The 24,977-nt window shown below is 68.6% G+C and carries 25 protein-coding genes; 16 read left to right on the top strand and 9 right to left on the bottom strand.

The window, feature by feature from the left end; translation table 11 throughout:
- Positions 1–91: 91 nt before the first annotated feature.
- Both VGV37_RS00085 and VGV37_RS00090 read right to left on the bottom strand, forming a co-directional pair.
- On the bottom strand, positions 92–577 hold the full coding sequence (locus VGV37_RS00085) for a GNAT family N-acetyltransferase (protein ID WP_326877542.1): 486 nt from the start codon (positions 575–577) through the stop codon (positions 92–94).
- Between the two features lie 88 nt (positions 578–665).
- A complete protein-coding gene (locus VGV37_RS00090; protein WP_326877543.1) occupies positions 666–1,127 on the bottom strand; it encodes a DoxX family protein in 462 nt (153 codons plus the stop codon).
- Between the two features lie 130 nt (positions 1,128–1,257).
- Here VGV37_RS00090 and VGV37_RS00095 point away from each other — a divergent pair, with 130 nt between their 5' ends.
- Entirely contained in the window at positions 1,258–3,417 is a 2,160-nt protein-coding gene (locus VGV37_RS00095; RefSeq protein ID WP_326877544.1) for a cation-translocating P-type ATPase, read from the top strand.
- Here the strand turns inward: VGV37_RS00095 and VGV37_RS00100 are convergent.
- On the bottom strand, positions 3,414–4,499 hold the full coding sequence (locus VGV37_RS00100) for a COX15/CtaA family protein (protein WP_326877545.1): 1,086 nt from the start codon (positions 4,497–4,499) through the stop codon (positions 3,414–3,416). The genes VGV37_RS00095 and VGV37_RS00100 overlap by 4 nt on opposite strands.
- 297 nt (positions 4,500–4,796) lie before the next feature.
- Between VGV37_RS00100 and VGV37_RS00105 the strand changes: the two genes are divergently transcribed.
- On the top strand, positions 4,797–5,351 hold the full coding sequence (locus VGV37_RS00105) for a MarR family winged helix-turn-helix transcriptional regulator (RefSeq protein ID WP_326877546.1): 555 nt from the start codon (positions 4,797–4,799) through the stop codon (positions 5,349–5,351).
- Between the two features lie 14 nt (positions 5,352–5,365).
- On the opposite strand, the gene VGV37_RS00110 is transcribed toward VGV37_RS00105, so the two are convergent.
- Positions 5,366–5,770 carry a tellurite resistance TerB family protein gene (locus VGV37_RS00110; protein ID WP_326877547.1) on the bottom strand — a complete coding sequence of 135 codons (405 nt, stop codon included), beginning with the start codon at positions 5,768–5,770 and terminating at the stop codon, positions 5,366–5,368.
- A 71-nt stretch (positions 5,771–5,841) separates the two neighbouring features.
- Between VGV37_RS00110 and VGV37_RS00115 the strand changes: the two genes are divergently transcribed.
- Positions 5,842–7,074, top strand: a complete 1,233-nt coding sequence (locus VGV37_RS00115) for a hypothetical protein (RefSeq protein WP_326877548.1) — start codon at positions 5,842–5,844, stop codon at positions 7,072–7,074.
- Entirely contained in the window at positions 7,071–7,859 is a 789-nt protein-coding gene (locus tag VGV37_RS00120; RefSeq protein ID WP_326877549.1) for a GNAT family N-acetyltransferase, read from the top strand. Before VGV37_RS00115 ends, VGV37_RS00120 begins: the two co-directional genes overlap by 4 nt.
- Here VGV37_RS00120 and VGV37_RS00125 read toward each other — a convergent pair.
- From VGV37_RS00125 to VGV37_RS00135, 3 genes are read right to left on the bottom strand one after another with little or no spacing between them, the layout of a single operon-like run.
- Positions 7,856–8,860 carry a Gfo/Idh/MocA family oxidoreductase gene (locus VGV37_RS00125; RefSeq protein ID WP_326877550.1) on the bottom strand — a complete coding sequence of 335 codons (1,005 nt, stop codon included), beginning with the start codon at positions 8,858–8,860 and terminating at the stop codon, positions 7,856–7,858. The two genes, VGV37_RS00120 and VGV37_RS00125, sit on opposite strands and share 4 nt — an antisense overlap.
- A gap of 8 nt (positions 8,861–8,868) precedes the next feature.
- Positions 8,869–9,897, bottom strand: coding sequence for a Gfo/Idh/MocA family oxidoreductase (locus VGV37_RS00130; protein ID WP_326877551.1), 1,029 nt, complete (start codon positions 9,895–9,897; stop codon positions 8,869–8,871).
- A gap of 10 nt (positions 9,898–9,907) precedes the next feature.
- Positions 9,908–11,095, bottom strand: coding sequence for an ABC transporter substrate-binding protein (locus VGV37_RS00135; protein WP_326877552.1), 1,188 nt, complete (start codon positions 11,093–11,095; stop codon positions 9,908–9,910).
- 202 nt (positions 11,096–11,297) lie between these two features.
- On the opposite strand from VGV37_RS00135, the gene VGV37_RS00140 reads away from it, so the two are divergent.
- The 3 genes from VGV37_RS00140 (at position 11,298) to VGV37_RS00150 (ending at position 13,660) form a co-directional block, all read left to right on the top strand.
- Positions 11,298–12,122, top strand: a complete 825-nt coding sequence (locus VGV37_RS00140; protein ID WP_326877553.1) for a mechanosensitive ion channel family protein — start codon at positions 11,298–11,300, stop codon at positions 12,120–12,122.
- 90 nt (positions 12,123–12,212) lie between these two features.
- On the top strand, positions 12,213–12,623 hold the full coding sequence (locus VGV37_RS00145; RefSeq protein WP_326877554.1) for an ATP-binding protein: 411 nt from the start codon (positions 12,213–12,215) through the stop codon (positions 12,621–12,623).
- The gene (locus VGV37_RS00150) at positions 12,620–13,660 is read left to right on the top strand and encodes a MerR family transcriptional regulator (RefSeq protein WP_326877555.1); all 1,041 of its coding nucleotides are present in this window, start codon (positions 12,620–12,622) and stop codon (positions 13,658–13,660) included. Before VGV37_RS00145 ends, VGV37_RS00150 begins: the two co-directional genes overlap by 4 nt.
- Here the strand turns inward: VGV37_RS00150 and VGV37_RS00155 are convergent.
- Positions 13,657–16,443, bottom strand: coding sequence for an ATP-dependent DNA helicase (locus tag VGV37_RS00155; RefSeq protein ID WP_326877556.1), 2,787 nt, complete (start codon positions 16,441–16,443; stop codon positions 13,657–13,659). The genes VGV37_RS00150 and VGV37_RS00155 overlap by 4 nt on opposite strands.
- A gap of 169 nt (positions 16,444–16,612) precedes the next feature.
- Here VGV37_RS00155 and VGV37_RS00160 point away from each other — a divergent pair, with 169 nt between their 5' ends.
- Both VGV37_RS00160 and VGV37_RS00165 read left to right on the top strand, forming a co-directional pair.
- Positions 16,613–17,584, top strand: coding sequence for a lysylphosphatidylglycerol synthase domain-containing protein (locus tag VGV37_RS00160; RefSeq protein WP_326877557.1), 972 nt, complete (start codon positions 16,613–16,615; stop codon positions 17,582–17,584).
- Between the two features lie 29 nt (positions 17,585–17,613).
- The gene (locus tag VGV37_RS00165) at positions 17,614–18,387 is read left to right on the top strand and encodes a class II glutamine amidotransferase (protein WP_326877558.1); all 774 of its coding nucleotides are present in this window, start codon (positions 17,614–17,616) and stop codon (positions 18,385–18,387) included.
- Between the two features lie 65 nt (positions 18,388–18,452).
- On the opposite strand, the gene VGV37_RS00170 is transcribed toward VGV37_RS00165, so the two are convergent.
- Positions 18,453–19,292, bottom strand: a complete 840-nt coding sequence (locus VGV37_RS00170) for a branched-chain amino acid aminotransferase (protein WP_326877559.1) — start codon at positions 19,290–19,292, stop codon at positions 18,453–18,455.
- Positions 19,293–19,463: 171 nt separating this feature from the next.
- Here VGV37_RS00170 and VGV37_RS00175 point away from each other — a divergent pair, with 171 nt between their 5' ends.
- The 7 genes from VGV37_RS00175 to VGV37_RS00205 all read left to right on the top strand — a co-directional run bounded on the left by VGV37_RS00175 (position 19,464) and on the right by VGV37_RS00205 (position 24,861).
- Positions 19,464–19,826, top strand: a complete 363-nt coding sequence (locus VGV37_RS00175; protein WP_326877560.1) for a DUF952 domain-containing protein — start codon at positions 19,464–19,466, stop codon at positions 19,824–19,826.
- Positions 19,826–20,926, top strand: coding sequence for a quinone-dependent dihydroorotate dehydrogenase (locus VGV37_RS00180; RefSeq protein WP_326877561.1), 1,101 nt, complete (start codon positions 19,826–19,828; stop codon positions 20,924–20,926). Before VGV37_RS00175 ends, VGV37_RS00180 begins: the two co-directional genes overlap by 1 nt.
- Before the next feature lies 1 nt (position 20,927).
- On the top strand, positions 20,928–21,113 hold the full coding sequence (locus VGV37_RS00185) for a DUF1192 domain-containing protein (protein ID WP_326877563.1): 186 nt from the start codon (positions 20,928–20,930) through the stop codon (positions 21,111–21,113).
- A gap of 133 nt (positions 21,114–21,246) precedes the next feature.
- The gene (locus tag VGV37_RS00190; RefSeq protein ID WP_326877564.1) at positions 21,247–22,023 is read left to right on the top strand and encodes a 3-hydroxybutyrate dehydrogenase; all 777 of its coding nucleotides are present in this window, start codon (positions 21,247–21,249) and stop codon (positions 22,021–22,023) included.
- Positions 22,024–22,325: 302 nt separating this feature from the next.
- Positions 22,326–23,630 carry an O-acetylhomoserine aminocarboxypropyltransferase gene (locus VGV37_RS00195; protein WP_326877565.1) on the top strand — a complete coding sequence of 435 codons (1,305 nt, stop codon included), beginning with the start codon at positions 22,326–22,328 and terminating at the stop codon, positions 23,628–23,630.
- Positions 23,627–24,418, top strand: a complete 792-nt coding sequence (locus VGV37_RS00200) for an alpha/beta hydrolase (protein WP_326877566.1) — start codon at positions 23,627–23,629, stop codon at positions 24,416–24,418. Before VGV37_RS00195 ends, VGV37_RS00200 begins: the two co-directional genes overlap by 4 nt.
- Positions 24,419–24,420: 2 nt before the next feature.
- Positions 24,421–24,861 (top strand): thioesterase family protein, encoded by a 441-nt coding sequence (locus VGV37_RS00205; protein WP_326877589.1) that lies wholly within the window; start codon positions 24,421–24,423, stop codon positions 24,859–24,861.
- Positions 24,862–24,977: the final 116 nt, after the last annotated feature.

Consider the following 24,977-nt stretch of genomic DNA (forward strand, 5'->3'; position numbering starts at 1 on the left):
AAACGCTTGATCGATGCCTCGACCGGCGGCAGGTCGAGCGCCTTCAATATGTCCCGTCCAAGCTCGGGATGGGCGGTGCCGATAACGATCTTCATGGTAGTTCCTCGGGCGCGCCGGCGAGCGGCGTGGGGATCTCGCCCACCAGGGGGCGGATCAGACGATAATGCGGGCCGGTGCCGGGAGTCTCGAACTCCGCGCCGACCGCATGAAAGCCATGCCGGCGGTAGAAGGGCAGCGCCCGGCTCCGGCCGTCGCACCAGACCTGCCCGGCGCCGCGGCGGGCCAGTTCGGCGACGCCGAATTCGAGCGCCCGCCCGCCGGCATCCCGGCCGCGCCAATCCGGATGGGTAATCATGCCGCGCAGCCGCCAGACGCCGGCCGTGACACCGCCGGTCTGGTCTTCGAGCAGGAACGAGACCGAGCCGATCAGCGCGTCGCCGGCGAACACGCCGACATGCAGCGAATCCGGCGCCTGATAGATCGAGCCGCCTTTCGGCATGCCCGGCCTCAGATAGGTCCAGCGCAGCGGCCGGCCGTCTTCCTCGGTGATGAACCGGATGGCGAAGGCGTCGGTCATGCCCCATCTGCCCTGTCGAACGATCGGGCGGGTATAGCATCGCCGAGGGGCGGCTTCACCCCCCGGCAGCCCTGTCATGCGCCGCCCGTCAGAATTCGTAGCCGATCGCCCGATCGAGCGAGAAACGGCCGCCGCCGTGGATGAAGATCGCGAAAGCGAACAGCGCCCACATCAGCGGGTATTCGAAGCCGAGCGAGGTCCAGAAATAGCCTTTGGCCAGATGGACCGACAGGATCGCCACGGCCATCATGATGACGACCGCCGCCGCGGCGACGCGGGTCAGCAGCCCCAGCACCAGCAACAGCCCGCCGAAGAATTCGACTCCACCGGTGACATAGGCCAGCGGCAGCGCGGGCTCGATCCCGACCTTGGCGAAGAATCCCGCCGTGTCGTGGATGTTGCCGCCGAACAGGCCGAACAGCTTCTGCGACCCATGCGGCAGCAGGAATGCGCCGGTGACGATCCGCATCAGCGGATAACTGACGCCCTGCAGCGCGTCGTAGATCGGCCCGACGAACCCGACAATCCGTCTCGGATGACCTGACATCATTTCCCTCGCCCCGCAAAAGACCAAACCGGCGAACAGGTTAGCGCAGTAGGCACGGTATAGGCCAGTGCGCCTCTTGACCTTCCCATCATGGGAAGCCCCATGTACGGATCGCACCATATCGGAATTCGCCATGACCACGACCCTACGCCTCTCGATCACCGGCATGAGTTGCGCCTCCTGCGTCGGCCGGGTCGAGCGCGCGCTGACCCGCGTGCCTGGTGTCACCGCCGTCTCGGTCAACCTCGCGACCGAGCAGGCGCTGGTAACAGGACCATCGCGCGCGGAAGACCTGGTCGCCGCCGTCACGACCGCCGGCTACGGCGCCACGACGGTTACGGACGAGCCCGCGTCATTGCCGGTCGGTCCCTCGGCGACGCCGGTGATCCTGGCCTGCCTGCTGACGGCGCCGCTGCTGGCGCCCATGGTGCTGGGCCTCGTCGGCTGGCCGGTGATGCTGCCCGACTGGCTGGCCCTGGCACTCGCCGCCCCGGTGCAGCTCTGGCTCGGCCGGCATTTCTATCGATCGGCCTGGGCGGCGCTGCGGGCCGGCGTCGGCAGCATGGATCAACTCGTCGTGCTCGGCACCAGTGCCGCCTGGGCGCTCAGCCTCTACGACCTCGCGACCGTCCCGGCCGGCACAATGCCCGACCTGTACCTGGAGCCGGCGGCGGCGATCGTCACGTTCGTGCTGATCGGCAAATACCTGGAAGCCCGCGCCAAGCGCCATACCCGCGACGCGGTGACGGCATTGGCGGCCCTGCGCCCGGCGACCGCCCGGGTCGTCGAAAACGGCACCGAAATCGAGCGGCCGGTCGAGGCGCTGGCGCTGGGCGACCGGATCCGCGTCCGCCCCGGGGAGCGGTTGCCGGCCGACGGCATCATCCGCGATGGCCGGGCGGGGCTCGACGAAGCACTGCTGACCGGCGAGACCCGGGCGATCGAGCGCGGCCCCGGCGATGCGGTCGTCGCCGGCGCGCTCGATCTCGACGGCGCCCTGGAGGTCGAGGTGACCGCGCTCGGACGCGAGTCTGCGCTCGGCCGGATCCTCACCCAGGTCGAAACGGCGGAGGCGACCAAGGCGCCGGTCCAGCGTCTGGTCGACCGGGTCAGCGGCGTCTTCGTGCCGGCGGTGCTCGTCATCGGGCTCGCGACCATGCTCGGCTGGGTCCTGGCCGGCGCTGCCCCCGCGACGGCGATCCTGCGAGGCGTCGCGGTCTGGGTCATCGCCTGCCCCTGCGCGCTCGGCCTGGCGACGCCGGCGGCCCTGGTCGCGGCCTTTGGTGCGGCCGCGCGCCTGGGCATCCTGCTGAAGGATCCGGCGGCGCTGGAGGCGGCCCACCGTGTCGACCTGGTCGCCTTCGACAAGACCGGCACTCTGACCGAGGGCCGGCCGGCGCTGACCGACATCGTCGCGGCGGCAGGCGACGATGCGGCCTGCCTGCGCCTCGGGGCGGCCGTCCAGCGCGGCAGCGAGCATCCCTTGGCGGCGGCGCTCGCGACGGCATCGGCCGCCCGCGGGACAACCTTGCCGGACAGCACGAATTTCCGAGCGTTACCGGGCATCGGCGTGGAGGCCACGATCGACGGCGTCGCTTATGCGGTCGGGACCAGCCGACTGCTGGGCGACGACGCTGTGATGCCGCCGGCCCTGGCCGATGCGGCGACGCGGCTGGAAGCCCGGGGCCGCACGCTGTCCTGGCTGGTCCGGCGGGGCGAAATTCCCACACCCCTGGCCCTATTCGGCTTCACCGACCGGCTGCGCGACGGTGCCGCCGACGCGGTTGCGCGGCTGCAGGGCATGGGCGTCGAGGTGGCATTGCTGACCGGTGACACGGCCGGCAGTGCCGATGCCGCGGCCCGCGCTGCCGGCATCGCCCAGGTGCGCGCCCGGCTGCTGCCGGCGGAGAAGGGAGCGGCCATCGCGGCATGGCAGCAGCAGGGGCGTCAGGTCGCCATGGTCGGCGACGGCATCAACGACGCGCCGGCGCTGGCGCTGGCGACGCTCGGCATCGCGATCGCCGACGGCACCGACGTCGCGGTCGCGGCGGCCGGTGCTTCGATCCGGGGCGGCGATCCCGGCCGGGTCGCCGACCTGCTGGCGCTGTCGCGCGCCAGTTGGGCGATCATCCGGCAGAATCTGGGCTGGGCCTTCGGCTTCAACCTGATCGGCATTCCGCTGGCGGCGTCAGGGCTGCTGAGCCCGACCCTGGCGGCGGCGGCCATGGCCGGCTCCAGCGTCGCGGTCGTGTCGAACGCGTTGCGCCTGACGCGCTGGCGGCCTGATCGTTAGTTCGCGACCGGTTTGCGCGCGCCGCGCGGCTGGCGCAAGCCATGGAGCGTCAGCAGCGCGAAGGTGAACAGCAGCACGGCGCCGGCCTGGTGGGCGGCGGCGAGCGGCACCGGTACGACCAGCAGCAGGGTCGAGATGCCGAGCGCGACCTGCAGGCAGGCGACGAGCATCAGCCCGTTCAGCGGCGTGCGCAGACTGCGCGGCAGGCACTGGCCTCGCGCCGCCAGCCAGAAAGCCAGGATGGCGCAGAAGCTGGTGACCGCGAGCACTCGATGGTCGAACTGCACCGTCGCGATATTCTCGAACAGGTTGCGCCACCACGGCGCCATCTGCAGATAGCCGGCCGGCACGATCCGCCCGTCCATCAGCGGAAAGGTGTTGTAGGTGAGACCGGCCTTGAGGCCTGCGGTGAAGCCGCCGGCGACCATGGTGAGCGTGACGAGCGCCAGGATGCCGCGCGCGGCCCGGCGGAACTTGCGAACCCGCGTACCATCAAGCCACAGGGGCTCGCGTCGCAGGATGTCGGCAGCGATCCAGACGATATAGCCATAGATCGCGACGGCGAGCATCAGGTGGGCGGTCAGGCGATACTGGCTGACGCTGGTCCGGACCGCGAGGCCGCTTTCGACCATGTACCAGCCGAGCGCGCCCTGCAGGGCGATCAGGAACGGCACGGCGACCAGGAACGGCACGTCGGCGCCCTTGATCCGGCCTTGGATCAGGAACACGACCAGCGGTACCAGCGCCACCAGGCCGATCAGCCGACCCCACAGCCGATGCAGATATTCCCAGAAGAAGATGCCCTTGAATTCCTCGAGGGTCATGCCGCGATGGATTTCCCGGTATTCGGGGATCTGCTGGTACTTTTGGAACGCGTCGGCCCAGGAGGCGTGGCTGAGCGGCGGCAGCGCGCCGCTGACCGGCTTCCATTCGGTGATGGAGAGCCCGGATTCCGTCAGGCGGGTGACGCCGCCGATCACGACCATCAGCAGAATCATCACGGCCGTGGCGATCAGCCAATAGGCAACCACGCGATCCGTCGCCGTCTTGCGAGCCGGCACGGCGGTAACAGCGATGCTCAAGAGCAGCCCTCGAAATCTGTTCCGACCTGGAAAGCGAGGGATCTTAGGTCTGTCGGGCCGGCATGCAAGCGCTTTGTTGCGGCGCGGCAACGCGGCACATCCTTGCATCCGTCGCAGGGCTGTCGATGCCTGGCCCCGCCATACAGGCCCGTCAAACCGGTAAGCTCTCGACCCGCCAGAGGCTTAGAGGTGGACCTTGAGGAAGACCATCAAAACCTTGCCGGGAATTTTCTGGTGATGAGGCAAGCTCTGCACGCATACTGCCGGAACACGATCTTCAGCGAAGGAGTGCGGCGCATGAAGGCAGTCGACGAACCCGCAGACGGCGAGGCCGCATCCCTAGGGCCCGGCTTCATGCTGTGGCAGACCACGAACGGCTGGCAGCGCGCGATCCGGGCGGCCCTGCAGCCGACCGGCCTCACCTATGTTCAGATCGTGCTCATGGCCGGGCTGAAGGACAAGCTGGCGGAAGGCCCGCCCGTCAGCCAGGCGGCGCTGGCCCATGCGCTGGGTGCCGACCCTATGATGACGTCGCAGGTGCTGCGCACGCTCGAAACCGGCGGCCTGATCAAGCGCGAGCGCAACCAAGCCGACACCCGTTCGCGGCTATTGGCCCTCACCGCCGACGGTGCCGCCAAGCTCGCCGCGGCGCTGCCGCTGATCGCCGCCGTGGATACCGAATTCTTCGACGTGCTCGGGCGACGGGAGGAGCGGTTCCTGAAGGCGATGCGGCGGCTGTGGCGCAAGCAGCGGCTCCCCGGGCTCGCCTCCGAGCCATCGGCACCGCCACCCAAGCCCGTACCGGCGAAGAAGAAACGGCCGGGCGGTCGCAAGACCGCACCGGCCGGCTGAAGGGCTTGGCGGGGTCAGACCGTCATGAAGCGGGCACGGGCGCCGCGTTCGATCGCCGCGGCGATCAGGCGGTCGATGCCCAGACGATGGCGCAACAGCTCGAGAATGCGCAGTTCCTCCTGGGTCGCCTCGCCGTCGACCGCGACCACGTCGCAGGCGATCGCGTAAGCCGTCTCGCGCAGCTTGGGCGGCAGCGCCTCGCGGATCGCCTTCAGGCCCAGTTCCAGCCCGTCTTCCTGGCCCAGGAACTTGGCACATTCCTCGAGCGTGGCCCCGAGCTTGGAATTGTCATAGCCGCGGAACACTGGCAGAAAGCTGACGACCTCGCCGATGATGCCCAACTCGGCATCGGTCATGTCAGCATCGGCGGCTGAGACCAGGAACATCGTCTGAATCAGGGCCGCGTGATGATCGATCATGGAAACATGTCCTCCTGGCAGACGAAACCTTCCCGCCTGAATACGCGGCGATCATGACCGGAACAAGACACTTGTGGAGATGGGCCGCGCCGCTGGCCCTGCTCGCGGCCGGGGCCCTCGCCGCATCGATAGCCCGGGCCGAGACGGTGGATCCCCAGGCCATTCTGGCCACCGCCTTTCCGCAGATGCGCGCGCTGCGCCAGGCGACCAAGCCGGAGATTGCGGCGCTCGAAGCCCGTCTGGATGCCGACGAGCGGGCCGGTGCCGATCGGAGCTGCCTGCGTCAGGCCGTGACGGAGTTGCGCTGGCGCCTGGGTGCGACCAGCGACACCGCCGCCGCCCTGCGCAGCCGCGACCGGCTGCGCAGCCTCGCCGCCAGCACCACCAATCCCCCGGGCAATACCCAGGATGCCGACGGCAGCTATGGTCCCTGCGTCGAGGCCTGGTTCTGGAAGCTGGACGCGTCGACCGACCGGTTCCTCGACGATGACCCGGTGCCGGTGGCGCCGCGTTTCCTCGACCGGATCAACGATCCGGCCCGGCTCGATGCCTACCTGCGGGGGCTGCTGGTCTCGGACCTGCGTCGGGACGGCGTCGACCGCCGCAAGGAACTCAACATCGCCGGCGCCGATCTGGTCCGCCTGATCCTGCGCCGACGGCCGGCGACCTATCCGTGGCGGGCCGATCTGGAGCCGGTGGTCCGGCGCTTCATCGCGGCGGCCCAGGACCCGGCGACCGGCTTCTTCGGCGAGCGCTACCGCGAGGGCGACCGCGACCTCCCGGTCATGGACCTCAGCGTCACCTTTCACATGGCGCGCTACCTCGACGGGGCCATCGATCATTGGCCGGAACTGGTCGATCACCTGATCGCGATCAAGCATGAGCAATATCCCCACGGCTGGCTCGACGCCGATGGCATGACCAGCCACAACAACTATGACGTGGCGACGCTGTTCCGGCTCGGCTGGCCGAAGCTGCGGCCCGAACAGCGCCCGCTGGTCGCCGTCGAACTCGCGGGCCTGGTCGACTGGTGCCTCGGCACGGCGCTCGGTCCCGATGGCACGATCCGGACCCGCGCGGATGGCGAATCCTGGCCGGACGCGCTCTATTTTACCGCCGCGTTCCTCGACGAGGCCGGGATCTTCGATCCGGCCAAGCGCTATTGGACCGATCGCACCTTCCCCGACGCCGAGCGCATCCGGGCCGGCCTCGCCAGACAGGCCGGAAAGTTGCCGCCGGACGAGCCGATGGCGCGCGCCGCCCTGATGCGTCTTGCCACCTTGCGTCCGAGTGCCCCGAATTGACCGATCCCATAGCCACCAGGACGACCGTCGCGACCCTGGACCCCGTTCAGCGTGCCGAAGCCTTCGCCATGATCTACCAGGGCTACATGCGGCCGCTCACGATGAATGCGGCGCAACTGGCGAGCCATATCGCAAGCCATGACGTCGAACTCGCCGGTTCGCCGCTCTGGCTGGACGGCGACGGGCAATTGATCGGCCTGGGCCTCGTCGGCCACCGGGCGCAGCGCGCCTGGATCGGCGGTTTCGGCATCGCGCCGGACTGGCGTGGCCGGGGACTGGCGCTGCCGCTGGTCGATGCCTGCCTCGACGGTGCGCGCGCCGCCGGCGCCAGCGAGATCGAGCTGGAGGTGCTGGTCGGCAACGACAAGGCGGTCCGCACCTATGAGCGGGCGGGATTCCGGGAGACCGGCCGGCTCAGCGGCCTCCAGGGGGCGATCGCGCCCGCTGCAACCACCGCGCAGCCGGTCGATCCCGCCACCTTGCTCGACCGGCCGCTGCGGCCCACCTGCTGGCAGCGCGAGCGTGCGAGCCTGGCCCGGACGGCGGGCCTGGCGGCCGTCACGCTCGAGGATACGTTTCTGTTGTTTACCCGAGCCGACGACGCCATCGCGATCCGCCATCTGGCGGCTGCGTGCACCACGGAGATCGCGGCCCTGCTCGCCGCCACCGGCGGCCGGACCGCGACCCTGGTCAACGAACCGGCCGACAGCCCGGTGGCGACCTGCTTGACCGAGTTGGGCTTCGAGCCGTTCGTCGGTCAGCACCAGATGCGGATGGCGCTCTAACCCCTGCCACCGGCCTTCAGAATCGCGCCGATCAGACGCTGGGTCGCAAGGGCCTCTTCGCCCGACACGGTCGGATCGCGGCCGCTGTCGACGGCGTCGAGGAAGTCGCGCCACAATTCGCGATGGGCGTCGTGCGGAAAATCCATGGTGTTGGCGCCGGCACCGGTCGGCCCCTCGGCATCGAGCCGTTCCTCTGTGCCGTCGAGCGCGGTGATGCGCAGCGAACCGCCGTGGAGCGAGGCCGATCCGGCCGTGCCGATGATCTCGATCCGCTCGGCCGCTCCCGGCGCGAAGGCCGTGGTCGCCATCATCTGGGCCGGGGCGCCGTTGCGCAGGCGGAGCAGGCTGCCGACGTAGTCCTCGGTCTCCATGCGATGCAGCGCCGTGGTCACGACCTGGGCCGCGACCACGTCGGTCACGTCGACCAGCGAACGGAACAGGTCGAGCGAGTGGATCGCCTGGGTCAGCAGCACGCCGCCGCCGTCCCGCGCCAGGGTGCCGCGTCCTTCGACGTCGTAATAGCTCTGCGGGCGCCACCAGGGCACGGCCAGCGACGCCGCCTCGATCGTGCCGAGCGCGCCTTCCGCAAGCCGTTCCTTGAGCCGCAGGCTGCCGCCGCGGAAGCGGTGCTGCAGCACCACGCCCAGCCTGCGCCCGGCGGCACGACCGGCGGCGACCAGCCGTTCGGCCCGGTCGAGCGTGGCATCGAGCGGCTTTTCGACCAGCACATGCTTGCCGGCGGCGAAGGCGCGCTCGGCGATCTCCAGGTGCGCATTGGCCGGCGTCAGGATCAGTACGACACCCACGGCGGGGTCGGCCAGCACCGCATCCAGGTCGCCGCTGACCGGTGCGCCATGGTCGCGGGCGAAGGCGGCGCGGCGCGCCTCGGTCCGGCTGAAGCCCCAGCGTAAGATCGCACGGTCGGCCAGATCGGACAGGCTGCGGACATGGGGCTGCACGGCAGAGCCGAGGCCGATGATGGCGATGCCGAGTTTGGCCATGGGCGTTCCTATCGGTCGTGCGGTTTGAGTGTCAGCCGCTGGGCGGCGGCCTGCGCCTCGAGCGCCAGCCGGCTGACGGTGAAGACGTGGCGCTGGGCCATGGCGGTTTCGGTGCGGTCGCGCACGTCGGCGATGAAGTTCCTGAAATAGCGCAGCGGCGCCGTGCTGCCGTCGATGTGGCGGGTGCCCTCGCGGTTGACCAGGAAAACGTGGTCGGTGCCTGGTCGGCCGTCGATGTCGACGTATTTCCTAAGCTCGATCGTGCCCTCGGTGCCGAGGATCACCATCCGGCCGTCGCCCCAAGTCGGCAGGCCGTGGGCGGTGAACCAGTCGACCCTGATATAGCCGGTCGCCTGGTCGCTGCGCAGCAGGATCTCGCCAAAATCCTGGAAGGCCGGCGTCTCGGGCGTGCCGACGTTGCCGACGGCGCTGGAAACGATGCGGGCGTCGGTCGATCCGGTGAAATGCAGGAACTGGTCGATCTGGTGGGACCCGATGTCGGCCAGGATGCCGCCATAGCGGGCCGGATCGAAGAACCAGTCGGGCCGGATCGGCCGGTTGAGCCGGTGGGGGCCGAGGCCGAGCGTCTGCACCACCCGGCCGATCGCCCCGGCGGCGATGAGGTCGCCCGCGACCTCGGTCGCCGGCACCACGAAGCGTTCGGAGAAACAGATGGAGAAGATCCGCCCGGTCTCGCGTACCACGCGCTCGATCTCGGCCAATTGCACCGGAGAGGTGACGCCGGGCTTGTCGACCATGACGTCCTTGCCCTGGCGCATCGCCGCGATGGCGATGTCGGCGCGGTCGGACGGCACCGCGGCGATGCAGATCGCGTCGATCGACGGATCCTCCAGCAACCGCCGGCGGTCCGTCACCTCGGGCAGCGCCGGGAACCGCTCGCGGAACCCGGCCAGCACCCGATGATCGCTGGTCGCCGGGTCGTAGGCGACGCAGATGGCACCCGCGTCGATCAGCCCGCCGACCAGATGATAGACGTGGCGATGGTCGAGCCCGATCGCCGCGAAACGCAGAGTCATCTGGATCCGATCATTTCGATTTGGCCCCGCCCACTTCGTCGTCCCAACGGCGGAAGGCCAGGACCAGGTCCTTGGGCTGCAACGGCACCTCGACCGGCAGATCGGCGATCAGCTTGTCATAGGCCGGGCGGCCGAATTCCTTGACGACCGCCTGGCTTTCGGCCGTCGCCATGCTGAGCGGCACGTCCTTGACTGCCGGGCCCGGATAGAAATAGCCCTTGTCGTAGGTCAGCGCCTGCTGCTCGGGCTTCAGCATGAAGGACATCAGCGCCAGCAGCACCGGCAGCTTCTCCTCCGATACGCCTTTCGGGATGCACATGAACTGCGCGTCCGGCACCCAATGGGTGCCCTCGAGCGCGAAGATCTCGACTTCCTTGGGCACCACGCCCAGCACGCGCGGATTGATATCCCAGCCGCACGTGCTGACGATCATGTCGCGCGTGCCCTCGCCCAGCTCCTTCATCGTGCCGCCGGTACCGGCCGGGTAATAGTCGATGCTCTTGTCCAGCTCCTTAAGCCAGGCCCAGGTCTTGTCCCAGCCCTTGATCGGATCCTTCGGATCCTTGTCGCCCAGAATGTAGGGCATCGCCATCAGGAAGGTCCAACCGGGGCCGGAGTTGATCGGCCGGGCATAGGTAAAGCGATTGGGATGCGCCTTGGCCCAGGCCAGCAGGTCGGCCGCGGTCTTGGGCAGGTCCTTGACCCGCGCCGGAGCATATTCGAACAGCGGCCCGGACGGCGAGAACACGACTTCGACACCCTGATCGCGCCCGAAATTCTTCTGCATCATCAGGGCGTGAGGGTGATAGACCGCCTCGGGCTTTGGCAGCGAGTCCGGGTATTTCGAGAAGACGGGGATCCACAGGCCCTGCTCGACGCCGTCGGACAGCGCCCCCGGACCGGTCAGCACCATGTCGATGTCGACGTGGTTGGCATCCTGCTGTGCCTTGATCTTGCCCGGCAGCTCGGGCGACGGTGCGCGGGTGTAGGTGATGCGCGAGACCAGCTTCGGGTTCTGCTCGCGGAACCGCTCGATCCCGGCCTGGGTCAATTGCAGGTCGCCCGCGACATCGATGATGTTGAGCGACACCGGCGAGGAGGGCATCGCCAGTCCCTGACCGAAGGCGCCGGCCGCCTGCATGGCGGCCAAGCCGGTAAATCCGCCGAGAACCTGGCGCCGTGACAATCCATCGCCCATGCTTTTCCCCTCCCCCGGCCGAGGATCGGGCCCCGGCGTTTCTCGGTCGTCGTATCATCAGACCATTGTTGCCAAGCATCGGTCCCGTCGCGGGTGGAGTCAACCGGGCGCACAGCCTTTCACGACGTGGGCCGGCTTGGCAGGGACGGTTTCGCCTTCTATCTTCCTGGCTGCCTCCCCGCCCCTGCGAAGAGAAGTCACGATGTCGGATCTGAACCCGAACGACCTGCTGGCCCGTTTCCAGTTGCTGCTGCCGCTGATCGTCTCGAACGGCCTGAACCTGGTCGGCGCCGTCGTCATCCTGTTGGTCGGCCTGTGGCTGTCTGGCCGGTGCCACATGCTGGTCGTGCGCGCGCTGAGCAGGGCGCCGCATTTCGACGAGATGCTGAAGAGCTTCTTCGGCAGCCTGATGCGCTATCTGGTGCTGACCGTGACCGTCCTGGCGGTGCTGTCGCAGTTCGGCATCCAGACCACGAGCCTGATCGCGGTCTTGGGCGCCGCCGGCCTGGCCGTCGGCCTGGCCCTGCAAGGCACGCTGTCGAACCTTGCGGCGGGCGTCATGCTGCTGATCTTCCGGCCGTTCCGGATCGGTCACAAGGTCCAGGTCGGCGGTATCACCGGCACGGTCCGGGAACTGTCGCTGTTCTGGACCGAACTGGTCAGCGACGACAAGGTGCAGATCATCGTGCCGAACGGCGGCGTCTGGGGGCAGCCCCTGCGCAACTACAGCTATTATCCCGTGACGACCCACGCCGGCGAGGCGCGGTTCCGCGTGCCCGAGACTGCGGATCTCTCGGCAATCATCCAGACCATCCTCGGCGCGGCCACGGCTCATCCAAAGGTGTTGACGGATCCGGCGCCCGGCATCCTGGTCGATCGGACCACGGCCGACAACCTGCTGGAGGTCGTCCTCAGTTTCACCGTCGCCGGTGACGAGGTGGTCCGGACCCGGAGCGATCTCTACCGGACCGTGCATGACGCGCTGGCCGTCGCGAAGCCGGCGCCTGCCGCGACCGACGGGGTCTGAGCCGAACCGATCGGCGCGTCGCGGGTCAGGTGCCGATGATCCAGCATTTCATCGCCATCCGCGCCGTAGCGCGGTACGCTTAGATTGACGATGGCAAGCGACTTTCAGACGGATATCGACGCGATCGGCCGAATCGGGGCCGTTCCGACGATTCTCGACGTGGTGTGCCGCACGACGGGCATGGGCTTCGCCGCCGTCGCACGCGTGATCGAGGACCGCTGGGTCGCCAATGCCGGCGCGGCCATCGAGCCGGACGCGATGCAGCGCCTGTTCCAGCCATTCTTCCGGGGCGAGGCTCGTCCCGGCTTGCAGGGACTGGGTCTCGGCCTCTACATCGCGGCCGAGATCGCCCGCGCCCATGGTGGCGCGCTGACCGTGGCCTCACGGCCGACGAGACCCGCTTCACGCTGCGCATGCCGCTCGGCGGAGCGCGTGCTTGACCCGGCCCTTGGGACCGCCCCGATAAGATCGGGGATCAGCGATCGACGAGGTGTTTCGTGAGTTCTTCCGCCGCCTTCCTGAACCCATCCGAGGCCGCCCGGCGGCTCGGCGTCTCCGCCAAGGCCCTGCGTCTTTACGAGCGGCGCGGCCTGCTCGAACCCGTCCGCTCCGCCGCCGGATGGCGAGCCTATGGCCCGGGCGAGATGGCGCGGGCCGGCGAGATCGTCGCCCTGCGCGCGCTCGGCCTCAGCCTTGCCCAGGTCGCGCGGGTACTGGACGGCGCGACCCAGGACCTGGGGCCGGCCCTGGCCGCCCATCAGGCGACGCTCGAGGCCCGCATGCGCCAGATCGCCGGCGCCGTGGAACAGATCCGCAGCCTGCGCGCCGACATCGCCCGCGGCCAGGTACCGGCCGCGGGAGACCTGGCCCGCCTGCTGCGACCGACCGGGAGCATCCGCGTCGCCTTCGACCTGCCCTGGCCCTGGGGCGGCGAACGCTTCGAGTTGAACGACGTCAGGGCCCTGAACTACATCATCGGCCCCCTGGGCAGCGGCAAGACCCGATTGGCGAAACGGCTGGCCGAAACCCTGCCCAGCGCCGCTTTCCTGCCCATGGAACGGACCGGGGACGGCGGCATCGCGGCGCGCGCGCAAATGAACGCCGACCCGGCGCTCAAAGCGCGGGTCGACGAAACGCTGGCCTGGCTCGTGGAGGATGGCGCCGCGCTCTCCGACGCCCTGGTTACCCTGATCGCCGGGCTGGAGGCGGAAGCGCCGGCCATCTTCGTCGTCGACATGGTGGAACAGGGGCTGGACCAGGCGACCCAGGAGGCTCTGATCGCGCGCCTGCGCCGTCGCGGGCCCGGCAGCCGGCCGCTGTTCCTGATGACGCGCTCCTCAGCGATCCTGGACCTGGCCGCGGTCGGCCCGGACGAGACGATCATCCTCTGCCCTGCCAATCACAGCCCGCCAACCAGCGTGGCACCGTACCCGGGCGCGCCCGGCCATGAAGCCGTCGCCACCTGCCTGGCCTCGCCGGATGTGCGGGCGCGCACCGAAGGCGTGATCTCGTGGCGACCACAAATGGCGTCGAGCTAATCCTCCGGTCGCAGGAACAGTTTCGTCTCCTCGACCGCTTCCTTGAGCCCGACCCGCCGGATATCGACGCCCTCGGGAAAGGCGCCGTAAAGCCGCGACGGCATCATCGGGTCCAGCAACACGAATACGCCCTGGTCGCCCGACCGGCGGATCAGCCGGCCGAAGGCCTGCCGCAGCTTCAGGCGGGTCAACATGTCGTCATAGCCGCGCGAGCCGTAGTCCTGGCGCCGCGCCTTATGCAGGATGTCGGGGCGCGGCCAGGGCACGCGGTCGAACACGATGAGCCGCAGCGAGCGTCCCGGCACGTCGACGCCGTCGCGCACCGCATCGGTGCCGAGCAGGCAGGCATCCTCCTCGGCCCGGAAGATGTCGATCAGGGTGCCGACGTCGACCGGATCGACGTGCTGCGACAGCAATTCGATCCCGGCATCGTCGAGCGGCGCCAGGATGCGCTCGCGCACCGCCTTCAACCGCGAAATCGCGGTGAACAGGCCGAGACCGCCGCCGGCCGACGCCAGGAACAGCTCCCGATAGGCGGCCGCCACCTGGTCCAGGTCGTCCTTGCGCACGTCGGTCACGACCAGGCAGCGGGTCTGGGCGGCGTAATCGAACGGTGACGGCACGCGGGCGCGGATCGCCGGGACCGCCAGATGGATCGCCCCGGTCCGCGCCTCGGCGGCATGCCAATCGACCCCGGCGTCGCCGGTGCCGTCGGTCAAGGTGGCGGAGGTCACGACCACGCCATGGGCCGGCTCGACCACCGCCTTGGCGAACGGCAGGGTCGGGTCGATCCAATGACGATGCAGCCCGACGTCGACCTCGCGCCCTTCCTGGCGGCTGATCGACAGCCAGTCGACCATGGTGTCCGGTGTCGCGTGCGGCATGTCCTTCAGCATGGTGCGCCAGGCGCCCAGCACCGTGACCGCGCGCCGTTCCAGGCTGCGGATCGCCGCCTCGATCCGCGTTCGGAGTGCTGTATCGAGTTCGTCGGCCTCGGTATCGAGACGCCGCGCCAGGAACTTGACCAGCCGCTGCATCGGCGCCTCCAGGCCGGCCAGTGCCTGGTCCGCCTCGATTGCCGCATCGGCCAGCCCGTCGATCGCCGGCTGCCGGTCGGTCTCCAGGTCGTAGTTCGCTTCCGGCCGTTGGGCGCGGGCCAGCACCTGCTGGCGCACCAGAGCCAGGAATTTCTCGATCGGGTGGCGCGGCTCGCCCTCGGCCAATCTATGCTGCCAGCCGTCGCCGGGCAGGACGGCGGCGGAAACCAGGATTGCCTGCAGGTCGTCCGCCGCGGCCTCGTCGCCGACCACCAGGTCTTCATAGCGCCGCCGCATGCCGCGCGCCCGGCCGCCGCCGCCCTCGGCACCCAGGATCCAGCGCCGCAACTCCGCCGTCGACAGAGCCGAGAGCTGGGCCGAGAAAGCCGAGTCCGCCGCCTCGAACAGGTGATGGCCCTCGTCGAACACGTAGCGGGTCGGCACCGTCGCGTCCTCGATGCCGCCCATTGCCGCCTGGATCAGCACCAGCGCGTGGTTGGCGACGACGATGTCGGCCCGGCGCGCCCGGCGGATCGAATGCTCGATGAAGCAGCGCGAATAGTGCGGGCAGCCGGAATAGATGCATTCACCGCGCCGGTCGGCCAGGCCCAGGCTCTGGGCGCGGCCGATGATGTCGACCAGCCAACCGGGAAAATCGCCGCCGATCAGCGCGCCGTCCTTGGTCGCCATCGCCCAGCGTGCCATCAGGCCGAGGCCGATCGCATGCGCCGGATTGCCGAGCACGGTCTGCGCCGCCTCCTCGAAATTCAGCAGGCAGAGGTAGTTCTCGCGGCCCTTGCGCAGCACGACCTTGAGGGCCTTCTGCTTCGCATCCGGATAGAGTCGGTCCAGCTCACCATCGATCTGGGTCTGCAGGTTGCGGGTGAAAGTGGAGACCCAGACCGGGCCGCCGTTGCGTTCAGCCCAGAGGCTGGCCGGCGCCAGGTAGCCCAGGGTCTTGCCGACGCCGGTGCCGGCCTCGGCCAGCACGAGATTGGGCTCGTTCGGCGCCCCCTTGGGTGCGAAGGCGGCACTGACCGCCGAGGCGTAGTCGGCCTGCTGCGGCCGGGCTTCGGCGGATTGGGGCCCGTCGCCGCCATGGCGCGAGCGGCCCTGGACCAGGTCGGCCAGCCGGATGCGCGCGTCGGCCGGGTCGACCGGATAGTGGCTGGGCGGATCGACCGGCCCTGCCTCCTCCCATTCCGGCAGGCGCGACCAGATGTCGAGGCCGGATAGGCGGCGCGGCCGGGCCGGCAGCGGTGCCGCCCCCAGGGCCGCCAGCACCGACGGCCCCCAGACCCAGTCGCCGGCCATCATCAGCTGCGCCAGTTCGGCCAGGATGGGCGTCGCCGCCTGGGCGATGCGGTCGAGCAGGATCGGCACGGCATCGGCCAGGCCCATGGCCTGGTCTTCGAGCGAGCCGGCACGGCCAAGCCCCAAGCTCGTCATCAGGCCGCGCGGCGTCGGTAGGCAGAATTGCCCCGGCGCCGCGAAGGCGAACAGTTCGAGCGCGTCGAATGCGCGCAGGTCGCGCAAGTCGAGCCGGCGCGCCGCGGCCCGGCCGTGGGTCAGCAGGGGCGGTTCGTCACGCGCCCGGCGGGCGGCCGCCCGGAAGTCCAGCGTATCGATCTCGCCATCGGCCGAAAGCCAGACGGCGCGGCGGGTTCCCAGCACCAGCACGGGCAGATCCGGCGGCAGGATACGGGGCGGCTTCAGGGCGGCGGCAGGCGGGGAAACGGGATGCATGGTCGGCGCGACTATAGGACCCCGGAGCCCCCTCGCGGCAAGCCTCGGCATGCCGGGCAGAACAAGAATTCGCGGTTCCCCTCGTCCGGCAAACCCGCTACATGGAGGAACATTCCGTTCCCATCGTTTAGCCCCGGACCATAAGGACGCTCTGCGTCACCCAATCGGCATGAACCATCGGCTGATCAGATACCTCGGCCCCGCCCTGACGCTCGGTCTGATCGGCGGCGCCATCCTGCTGCTGTACCGGTCGCTGAGCGAGATGCATATTCCGGAGCTGTGGCACGATCTGCACGAGTTCCGGCTATCGGCGATCCTGACCGCGGCGGGCCTGACCGTCGTCAGCCACCTGGCACTGACCTCCTACGACTATATCGGCGTGCGCTACATCAAGCGGCGGCTCGCCTATTGGCGGGTGGCGCTGGCCGCCTTCACCGCCTATTCGATCAGCCACTCCCTGGGCTTCGCGTCGGTCACCGGCACGACGATCCGCTACCGGCTGTATTCGCGCTGGGGCTTCGGCGCGGTCGAGGTCGCCCAGATCATGGCGATGGCCGGGGTCACCCTGTTCCTGGGCATGTTCCTGATCGGCGGCGTGGCGCTGCTGCTCGACGGCGGCCGGGTGCAGGATTGGTCGGACCTGCCGTCGTCCGGCATCAACGCGCTGGGCGTGCTGTGTCTGGCGCTGGTCGCGGCCTATGGCACGGTCGGCTATTTCCGCAAGGAGCCGCTCAGCCTGTGGGGCTTCAAGCTGCGCGTGCCCAGCCCGGGCTTCGCCGGCGTGCAGATCGCGGTCTCCGGCATCGACTGGCTGCTGGTCGCGAGCGTGCTCTACGTGCTGCTGCCACCCAACGACGTGTTCAATTTCGCGACCTTCCTCGGCGTGTTCGTGCTGGCCTATTTTCTCGGCATCATTTCGAACGTGCCGGGCGGGCTCGGCATCTTCGAGGCGGTGATCTTGAAGAGCCTGCACGGATCGGTGCCGTCCGAGGCCGTGCTATCGTCGCTGCTGGTCTATCGCGGCGTCTATCACCTGTTGCCGCTGACCATCGGCGGCGTCATCTTCATGGTGAACGAGTTCAAGCGCTCGCAGGAGCGGCGGGAGCCGGCCGGTCCCAAGGCCGTGGATCGACGGGGCTAAGCCCGCAGGACGTTCGGAAGGGATCACCCATGTGTCGCTGGCTCACCTATAGCGGACGGTCGATCTATCTCGAAAAGCTGCTGTTCGAGCCGGTGAATTCCTTGATCCAGCAGAGCCTGCACGCCCGCAAGGCCCGGGTCGCGACCAACGGCGACGGCTTCGGGCTCGGCTGGTATGGCGAGCGCGAGGAGCCGGGCACCTACCATGAAACCCTGCCGGCCTGGAACGACCGGAACCTGAAGAGCCTGTCGCACCAGCTGCAGGCGCCGCTGTTCTTCGCCCATGTCCGCGCCTCGACCGGCACGGCCACCAGCCGGGCCAATTGCCACCCCTTCACCCACGGCCGCTGGCTGTTCATGCACAACGGACAGATCGGCGGCTACGACCGGATCCGGCGCAGCCTGGAACAGCTGATCCCGGACGAGCTGTATCATTGCCGCCAGGGCACGACCGACAGCGAACTCTTCTTCTATTTGTTGTTCCGCCATGGGTTGGAGCAGGACCCCGGGCGCGCGCTCGCCGAAACCGTGCGCGCCGTCCTGACCGTCATGCAGAGCCATGACATCGCCGAGCCGTTCCGCATGACCGCCTCTCTGACCGACGGCAAGCGCACCTTCGCCGTCCGCTTCGCGACCGACCCCGATCCGCCGTCGCTGTTCTATGGCTGCGAGACCGATGGGCTGATCATCGTGTCGGAACCGCTCGACATGATCGCCGACCACTGGCAACGCGTGCCGGCCGGCCACCTGCTGACGGTCGACGGACCCTGCCGGATATCGCTGGCACCGTTCGAAGTGGCGTAGATTTTATCTTTTCGCCGCCATTTCCGAGCGGGGCGGGAATGACGGCTGGTAAAACGGCAACTTGCCTACAGCGCGTTGTGCGCGAAGGCCCAATACAGCTCCCGGGCACGGCGGAACAGCGGGCCGGGCTCGAAGGCGCGGGCTTCGTAGCGGACGACCGGCTGCACCTTGCCGAAATTGCCGGTCGAGAAAATCTCGTCCGCTTCCTGCAGATCCTCGATCGTCAACACACGCTCCTGCACCTCGACCTGCGCCTGGCGCAGCAGCCGCACGACGCGTTGGCGGGTGATACCGTTCAGGAACGTGCCGTTCGGTTCCGGCGTCATGACCACGCCGTCCTTGGCGAGGAACAGGTTGGACGAGGCGAATTCGGCGACATGGCCCAGCGGGTCGAGCATGACCGCATTGTCGAAGCCCCTCTGCTTCACCTCGGCGATGGCCCGGCCGCTGTTGGGATAGTGGCAGGCGGCCTTGGCATCGGTCGGCGCCGTTTCGGGCGAGGGGCGGCGAAAGCGCGAGAGGCCGGTCGAGAACCCCGCGGCGGACGGCATGGGTTCGTCATAGACCGCGATGGCGAAGCGCGTGCTGTCGGGATCGCCGCCGATGAAGCCGTGCTCGGCCCAGAACATCGGCCGGATATAGAGGGCCGCGTCCTTGGCGAAATGGCCGACGCCCTCGCGCGCGATGTCTTCGATCTCGCCCGGCGTCAGCATGGGTCCGAGGCCCAGCGCCTTCGCCGACGCCACGGCGCGCGTGCAATGACGATCGAGATCGGGCGTCGTGCCTTCGAACGCCCGCGCGCCGTCGAACACCAGAGACGCCAGCCACATGGCATGGCTCATGGGTCCGAGGATCGGCGGATTGCCGGATTGCCACTGTCCGTCGATATAGGTCCAGGACGCCATAGGGTCCTCCCTCCCTCCGAATTCCTTGGGACATTGTTCTTGGAAATATTCGTGATTGGGTTCGCCGTCTCCCGAACCCCTGCCCTCAATCCTAGGCACGGTTCGGCCACGCTGAAAAGGGGCGCCACGATCTTGCCTCGGGCGTCTTGCGGGCCTAGGGTTCCAGGCCTCATGACGAACGATCTCATTTTCCACATGTGCCGACGCGACGAGTGGCAGGATGCCGCCCGGTCGGCCTATCACGGGTCGACCCAGGACAAGGCCGACGGCTTCATCCATTTTTCGACGGCCGAACAGATCGTCGAGAGTGCGGCGCGCCATCGCACCGGCCAGGCCGGCCTGGTGCTGATCGCGGTCGATCCGGCCGCCCTCGGTCCCGAACTGAAATGGGAGCCGGCACGGTCCGGCGCGCTGTTCCCCCATCTGCACGGCCCCTTGCCCCTGACCGCGGTCAGTTGGGTGCGCGACCTGCCGCTCGGACCCGACGGGACCCACGTGTTCCCGCCGCTGACCCGCCCGGGCGAACAGCCGTGATGGCGTTGACCACGCTCGCGTTGCCGCTGCTGCGCCTGTTGCCGGCGGAACGCGCCCATGAACTGACGATCCGCGCGCTCAAGACCGGCCTGGCGCCCAGCCGGCCGCCGATCGACGATCCGGCGCTGGCGACCCGTCTGTGGCAGCTGAATTTCCCGAACCCGATCGGCCTCGCCGCCGGCTTCGACAAGAACGCCGAAGTGCCGGACGCCATGCTGCGCTGGGGCGTGGGCTTCACCGAGATCGGTACCGTGACGCCACGGCCCCAGGCCGGCAATCCCCTGCCGCGCCTGTTCCGGTTGGCTGAGGATCAGGCCGTCATCAATCGCATGGGCTTCAACAACGAAGGGCTGGGCATCGTGGCCGCCCGGCTGACGGCGCGTGCACGCAAGGGCATCGTCGGCGCCAACCTGGGCAAGAACCGCGACGCGGCGGACGCGACCGCGGATTATTGCCGCGGCGTCGCGACCCTGGCGCCGCTCGCCGACTATCTGGTCATCAATATCTCGTCGCCCAACACGCCGGGCCTGCGCGACCTGCAGCGGCGCAGCGAAGTGGGCGCGCTGATCCATGCGGTCGTCGAGGCGCGCGACGCGGTCCGGCTCGACCGGGCACCCCCGATCCTGCTGAAGATCGCCCCGGACCTGACCCGGCAGGAAATCGACGACATCGCCGAGGTGGCGCTGCAGTCCAAGATCGACGGCATCATCGTCTCGAACACAACGGTCGCCCGGCCGGCGACCCTGCGCAGCGCCAACGCGCCCGAACCGGGTGGCCTCAGCGGCAAGCCCTTGTTCGAGCCCTCGACCGCGGTGCTGGCCGAGATCTATCGCCGCACCCAGGGCCGCATCCCCCTGGTCGGCGTCGGCGGCGTGTCGTCGGGCGAGGATGCCTATGCCAAGATCCGGGCCGGCGCCTCGCTGGTGCAGCTCTATTCGGCACTGGTCTATCAAGGACCGGCGCTGATCGCGCGGATCAAGCGCGACCTGCTGGTCTGCCTGAAGCGCGACGGCTTTTCCCATGTGGCCGAAGCGGTCGGCAGCGGCGCCGGCCGCGTGGTCTCGGGCGCCGATCGCCTGGGCGCGCGGGACGGCGCCTGACATGGCGCGCGACGATGACGAGCCGCCGGTCAAGCGCGCGGCGGTGCCGAAAGACCTGACGCCGCTGTCGGTCGACGAGCTTCAGCACTATATCGCCGGGCTCGAAGCCGAGATCGCCCGTGCCCGTGCCGCGATCTCGGCGAAACAGAGCCACCGCAGCGGTGCCGAAGGCCTGTTCAAGCGTTGACGGCGGCCCGTGTGCCTTCGCACTCGCAAAAACTTCATCAGTGCCCAGGTTCAGTTTTGCGGCAATATGCCTGTATCCTCACGCTCATGACGTGCAGGCCCTCCCCCTACCCGAATCTCACCAGGAGAAATTCATGACCAAGAGCGCCATCGTCACCGGCTCGACGAGCGGTATCGGCCTCGGCATCGCGACCGCGCTCGCGGCCGCCGGCTACAACATCATGCTGAACGGCTTCGGCGATGCGGCCGAGATCGAAAAGGTGAAGACGGGCCTCGCCCAGAAGCACGGCGTCAAGACGGCTTATTCGTCTGCCGACATGTCGAAGCCGTCCGACATCCAGAAGATGGTCGCCGACACGGTCGAGGCGTTCGGTTCGGTCGACGTGCTGGTCAACAACGCCGGCATCCAATACACGGCATTGACCGCGGATTTTCCGGACGAGAAGTGGGACGCGATCATCGCGATCAACCTGTCGGCCGCGTTCCATGCCTCAAAAGCGGCGCTGCCGCACATGAAGCAGCAGAAATGGGGCCGCATCATCAACATCGCCTCGGCCCATGGCCTGGTCGGCAGCCCGCAAAAGGTCGCCTATGTCGCCGCCAAACACGGCATCGTCGGCATGACGAAAGTCGTGGCGCTCGAATATGCCAACGACGGCATCACCTGCAACGCGATCTGCCCCGGCTGGGTGCTGACGCCGCTGGTCCAGAAGCAGATCGAGGACCGTGCCCAGAAGAACGGGACGAGCGTCGAGACCGAAAAGGACGCCATGCTGGGCGAGAAGCAGGCCATGCATAAGTTCACCACGCCGGAACATCTGGGCGGCCTCGCGGTCTACCTCTGTTCGGACAATGCCGAGACCACGACCGGCACCACGCTCTCGGTCGACGGCGGGTGGGTCGCCGAATAAAATTGATAAATTGCAAGATATTGGCGACGAATCCTTAATGCCGGACGCCTAAGTTCTCACTCGTGGCCGCGGTGGTAAGACCACATTGACGGTCGGTTGGGTACGCACATTTTGAGAGGTTTCTACTAGCCGGGATCGTTATGCGATCGAACGGATAATGGAATTCAAAAGGACATTCACGGCGGGTTCCCTAGCGGAGCCCGCCGTTTTTCTTTTGGGGCTTCCGCACCGGCATTGAGCGGCGTTTCGGGACCGGGCTAGGATGCGGGCCGATCCTCCGTCGTCCGAAAGGGGCGCCCCCAATGGCCGAGAATTACGGGCCGAAATTCGCCACCCTGGCGCTCCACGCCGGCCAGCGCCCCGATCCGACGACCGGCGCCCGCGCCGTGCCGATCTACCAGACGACCTCATTCGTATTCGGCTCCAGCGACGAGGCGGCGGCCCTGTTCAATCTGGAACAGCCGGGCCATGTCTACAGCCGGATCTCGAACCCGACCGTGTCCGTGCTCGAAGAGCGGCTGGCAGCACTCGAAGGCGGCGTCGGCGCCGTGTGCACGGCCAGCGGCCAGGCGGCATTGCACCTCGCCATCGCCACCCTGATGGGTGCCGGCAGCCATATCGTCGCCTCGGCCTCGCTCTATGGCGGCTCGACGAACCTGCTGAAACTCACTCTTCCCCGTTTCGGCATCGAAACGACATTCGTCGACCCGCGCGACCTGGATGGCTTCGCGGCGGCGATCCGGCCCGAGACGCGGCTCGTGTTCGCGGAATGCATCGGCAACCCAGGCCTGGAGGTGGCCGACCTGCCGCGCCTGTCGGCGCTGGCCCATGACCACGGGCTGCCGTTACTGGTCGACGCGACGTTCGTCACCCCCTACCTGATGCGACCGATCGCTCTCGGCGCCGATCTCGTCATGCATTCGGCGACCAAGTGGCTGGGCGGGCACGGCGTGGCGATCGGCGGCGCGATCGTGGACGGCGGCCGGTTCGATTGGGCGGCTTCCGACAAGTTCCCGACCTTGAGCGAACCTTATGCCGGCTACCACGGCATCAATTTCGCCGAGGAATATGGCCCGGCCGCCTTCATCCAGAGGGCACGCGGCGAGGGCCTCAGGGATTTCGGCGCCTGCATGAGCCCGACCAACGCATTCCAGATCCTGCAGGGTGTCGAGACCCTGCCGCTGCGCATGGCCCGTCACATGGAGAATACGGCGCGGCTGATCGCCTTCCTGTCCGGCCACGAGGCGGTCGGCTGGGTCAATCACCCGAGCCGCCCCGACCATCCGGATCATGCACTGGCGTCCGAGCTGTTGCCGCGCGGTGCCGGCTCGATCGTCAGCTTCGGCATCAAGGGCGGCCGCGCCGCGGGCAAGGCGTTCATCGACGGGCTGGGCCTTGTGTCCCACCTGGCCAACGTCGGCGATGCCAAGACCCTGGTGATCCATCCGGCGAGTACGACCCACCAGCAACTCTCGGCCGAGGATCTGGCGCGCGCCGGCATCGGCGAGGACATGATCCGCCTGTCGGTCGGACTCGAGGATACGGACGACCTGATCGCCGACCTGAGCCAGGCGCTGCGCCAGGCGCAGAAGGCGGTGTCGAAATGAGCCGCTTCACGCTCGACGGCCAGGCCGTCCAGATCGCGACCGGTGGCCAGTCGTTCGACCGCAGCCTGCCGACCCTGGTGCTGATCCATGGCGCCGGCATGGACCATACGGTCTGGGTGAACCAGGCGCGCGCGCTGGCCCATCGCGGGCGCGGCGTGCTGGCGATCGACCTGCCCGGCCATGCGGGCAGCGCCGGTCCGGCCCTGGGCACGATCGAGGCCATGGCGGGGTGGGTATGGCGGCTCCTCGACAGCCTGGGCGTGGAGCGCGCCGCGCTCGCCGGCCACAGCATGGGATCGCTCGTGGCGCTCGAAGCGGGTGCTCTGGGTGGCGACCGCACGCGCGGCCTCGCCCTGCTGGGCACGGTGCCCCGCATGGCGGTGCACCCGGCCATGCTCGAGTCGGCCGAGGCCGGCGATCATCGGGTGATCGACATGATGGTCGGCTGGAGCTTCGGGCGACAGAGCCTGCTGGGCGCCGTCGGCACGCCCGGCTCCCACTTGCCGGGCGGGGCGGAACGACTGCTGGAGCGCGGGCCGCGCCAGGTGATCGGCAGCGACCTCGCCGCCTGCGCCGCCTATGAAGGCGCGCTGGCCGCGGCCGCCCGCATTGCCTGCCCCGCCCGCGTGATTCTAGGCGCCGAGGACAAGATGACGCCGGCGGCCAAGGCGGCGCCCTTGGCATCCGCGATCGCCGGTTGCCGGACCCTGATCCTGCCGGGCGCCGGTCACATGATGATGCTGGAGTCGCCGGCACCGGTCACGGCGGCGCTGATGGAGATCGCGTGAGCATGACGAGCGCGGACAAGCCGCCGACCCGCGCGGACTATCGCTGGTTCCTGTCGATCCCGACCCGCTGGATGGACAACGACGTCTATGGCCACGTCAACAACGTGGTCTATTATTCGTATTTCGACACTGTCGTGAACAAGATGCTGATCGCGGAGCGGCTGCTCGACATCGAGCGCTCGCCCGTCATCGGGCTGTGCGTCGAGAGTCATTGCGCTTTCGCAGCGCCCTTGGCGTTTCCGGAGACGGTCGAGGCCGGCCTGCGCGTCGGGCGGCTCGGTACATCCAGCGTGCGCTATGAAATCGCCCTGTTCCGCGAGGGGATCGAGACGCCGGCGGCGACAGGCCATTTCGTCCATGTCTTCGTGGATCGAACCACCCGCCGCCCCGCACCGCTCGACGAGACCGCGCGGTCGATCCTCGGCCGCTTCATGATCGGCTGATTCCAGGGGATGACAGGGAATTTGGATGCCCTATCTTTTCCTCATGAGTGCGTGCGCCTGCCGGGCCCGGCCCGCCAATCCTCAACGTCCTTCGGGCGTGTCCGAACCTGCTGAAG

This window comes from Aliidongia sp., from assembly GCF_035943795.1.
Taxonomy (GTDB): domain Bacteria; phylum Pseudomonadota; class Alphaproteobacteria; order ATCC43930; family CGMCC-115725; genus Aliidongia.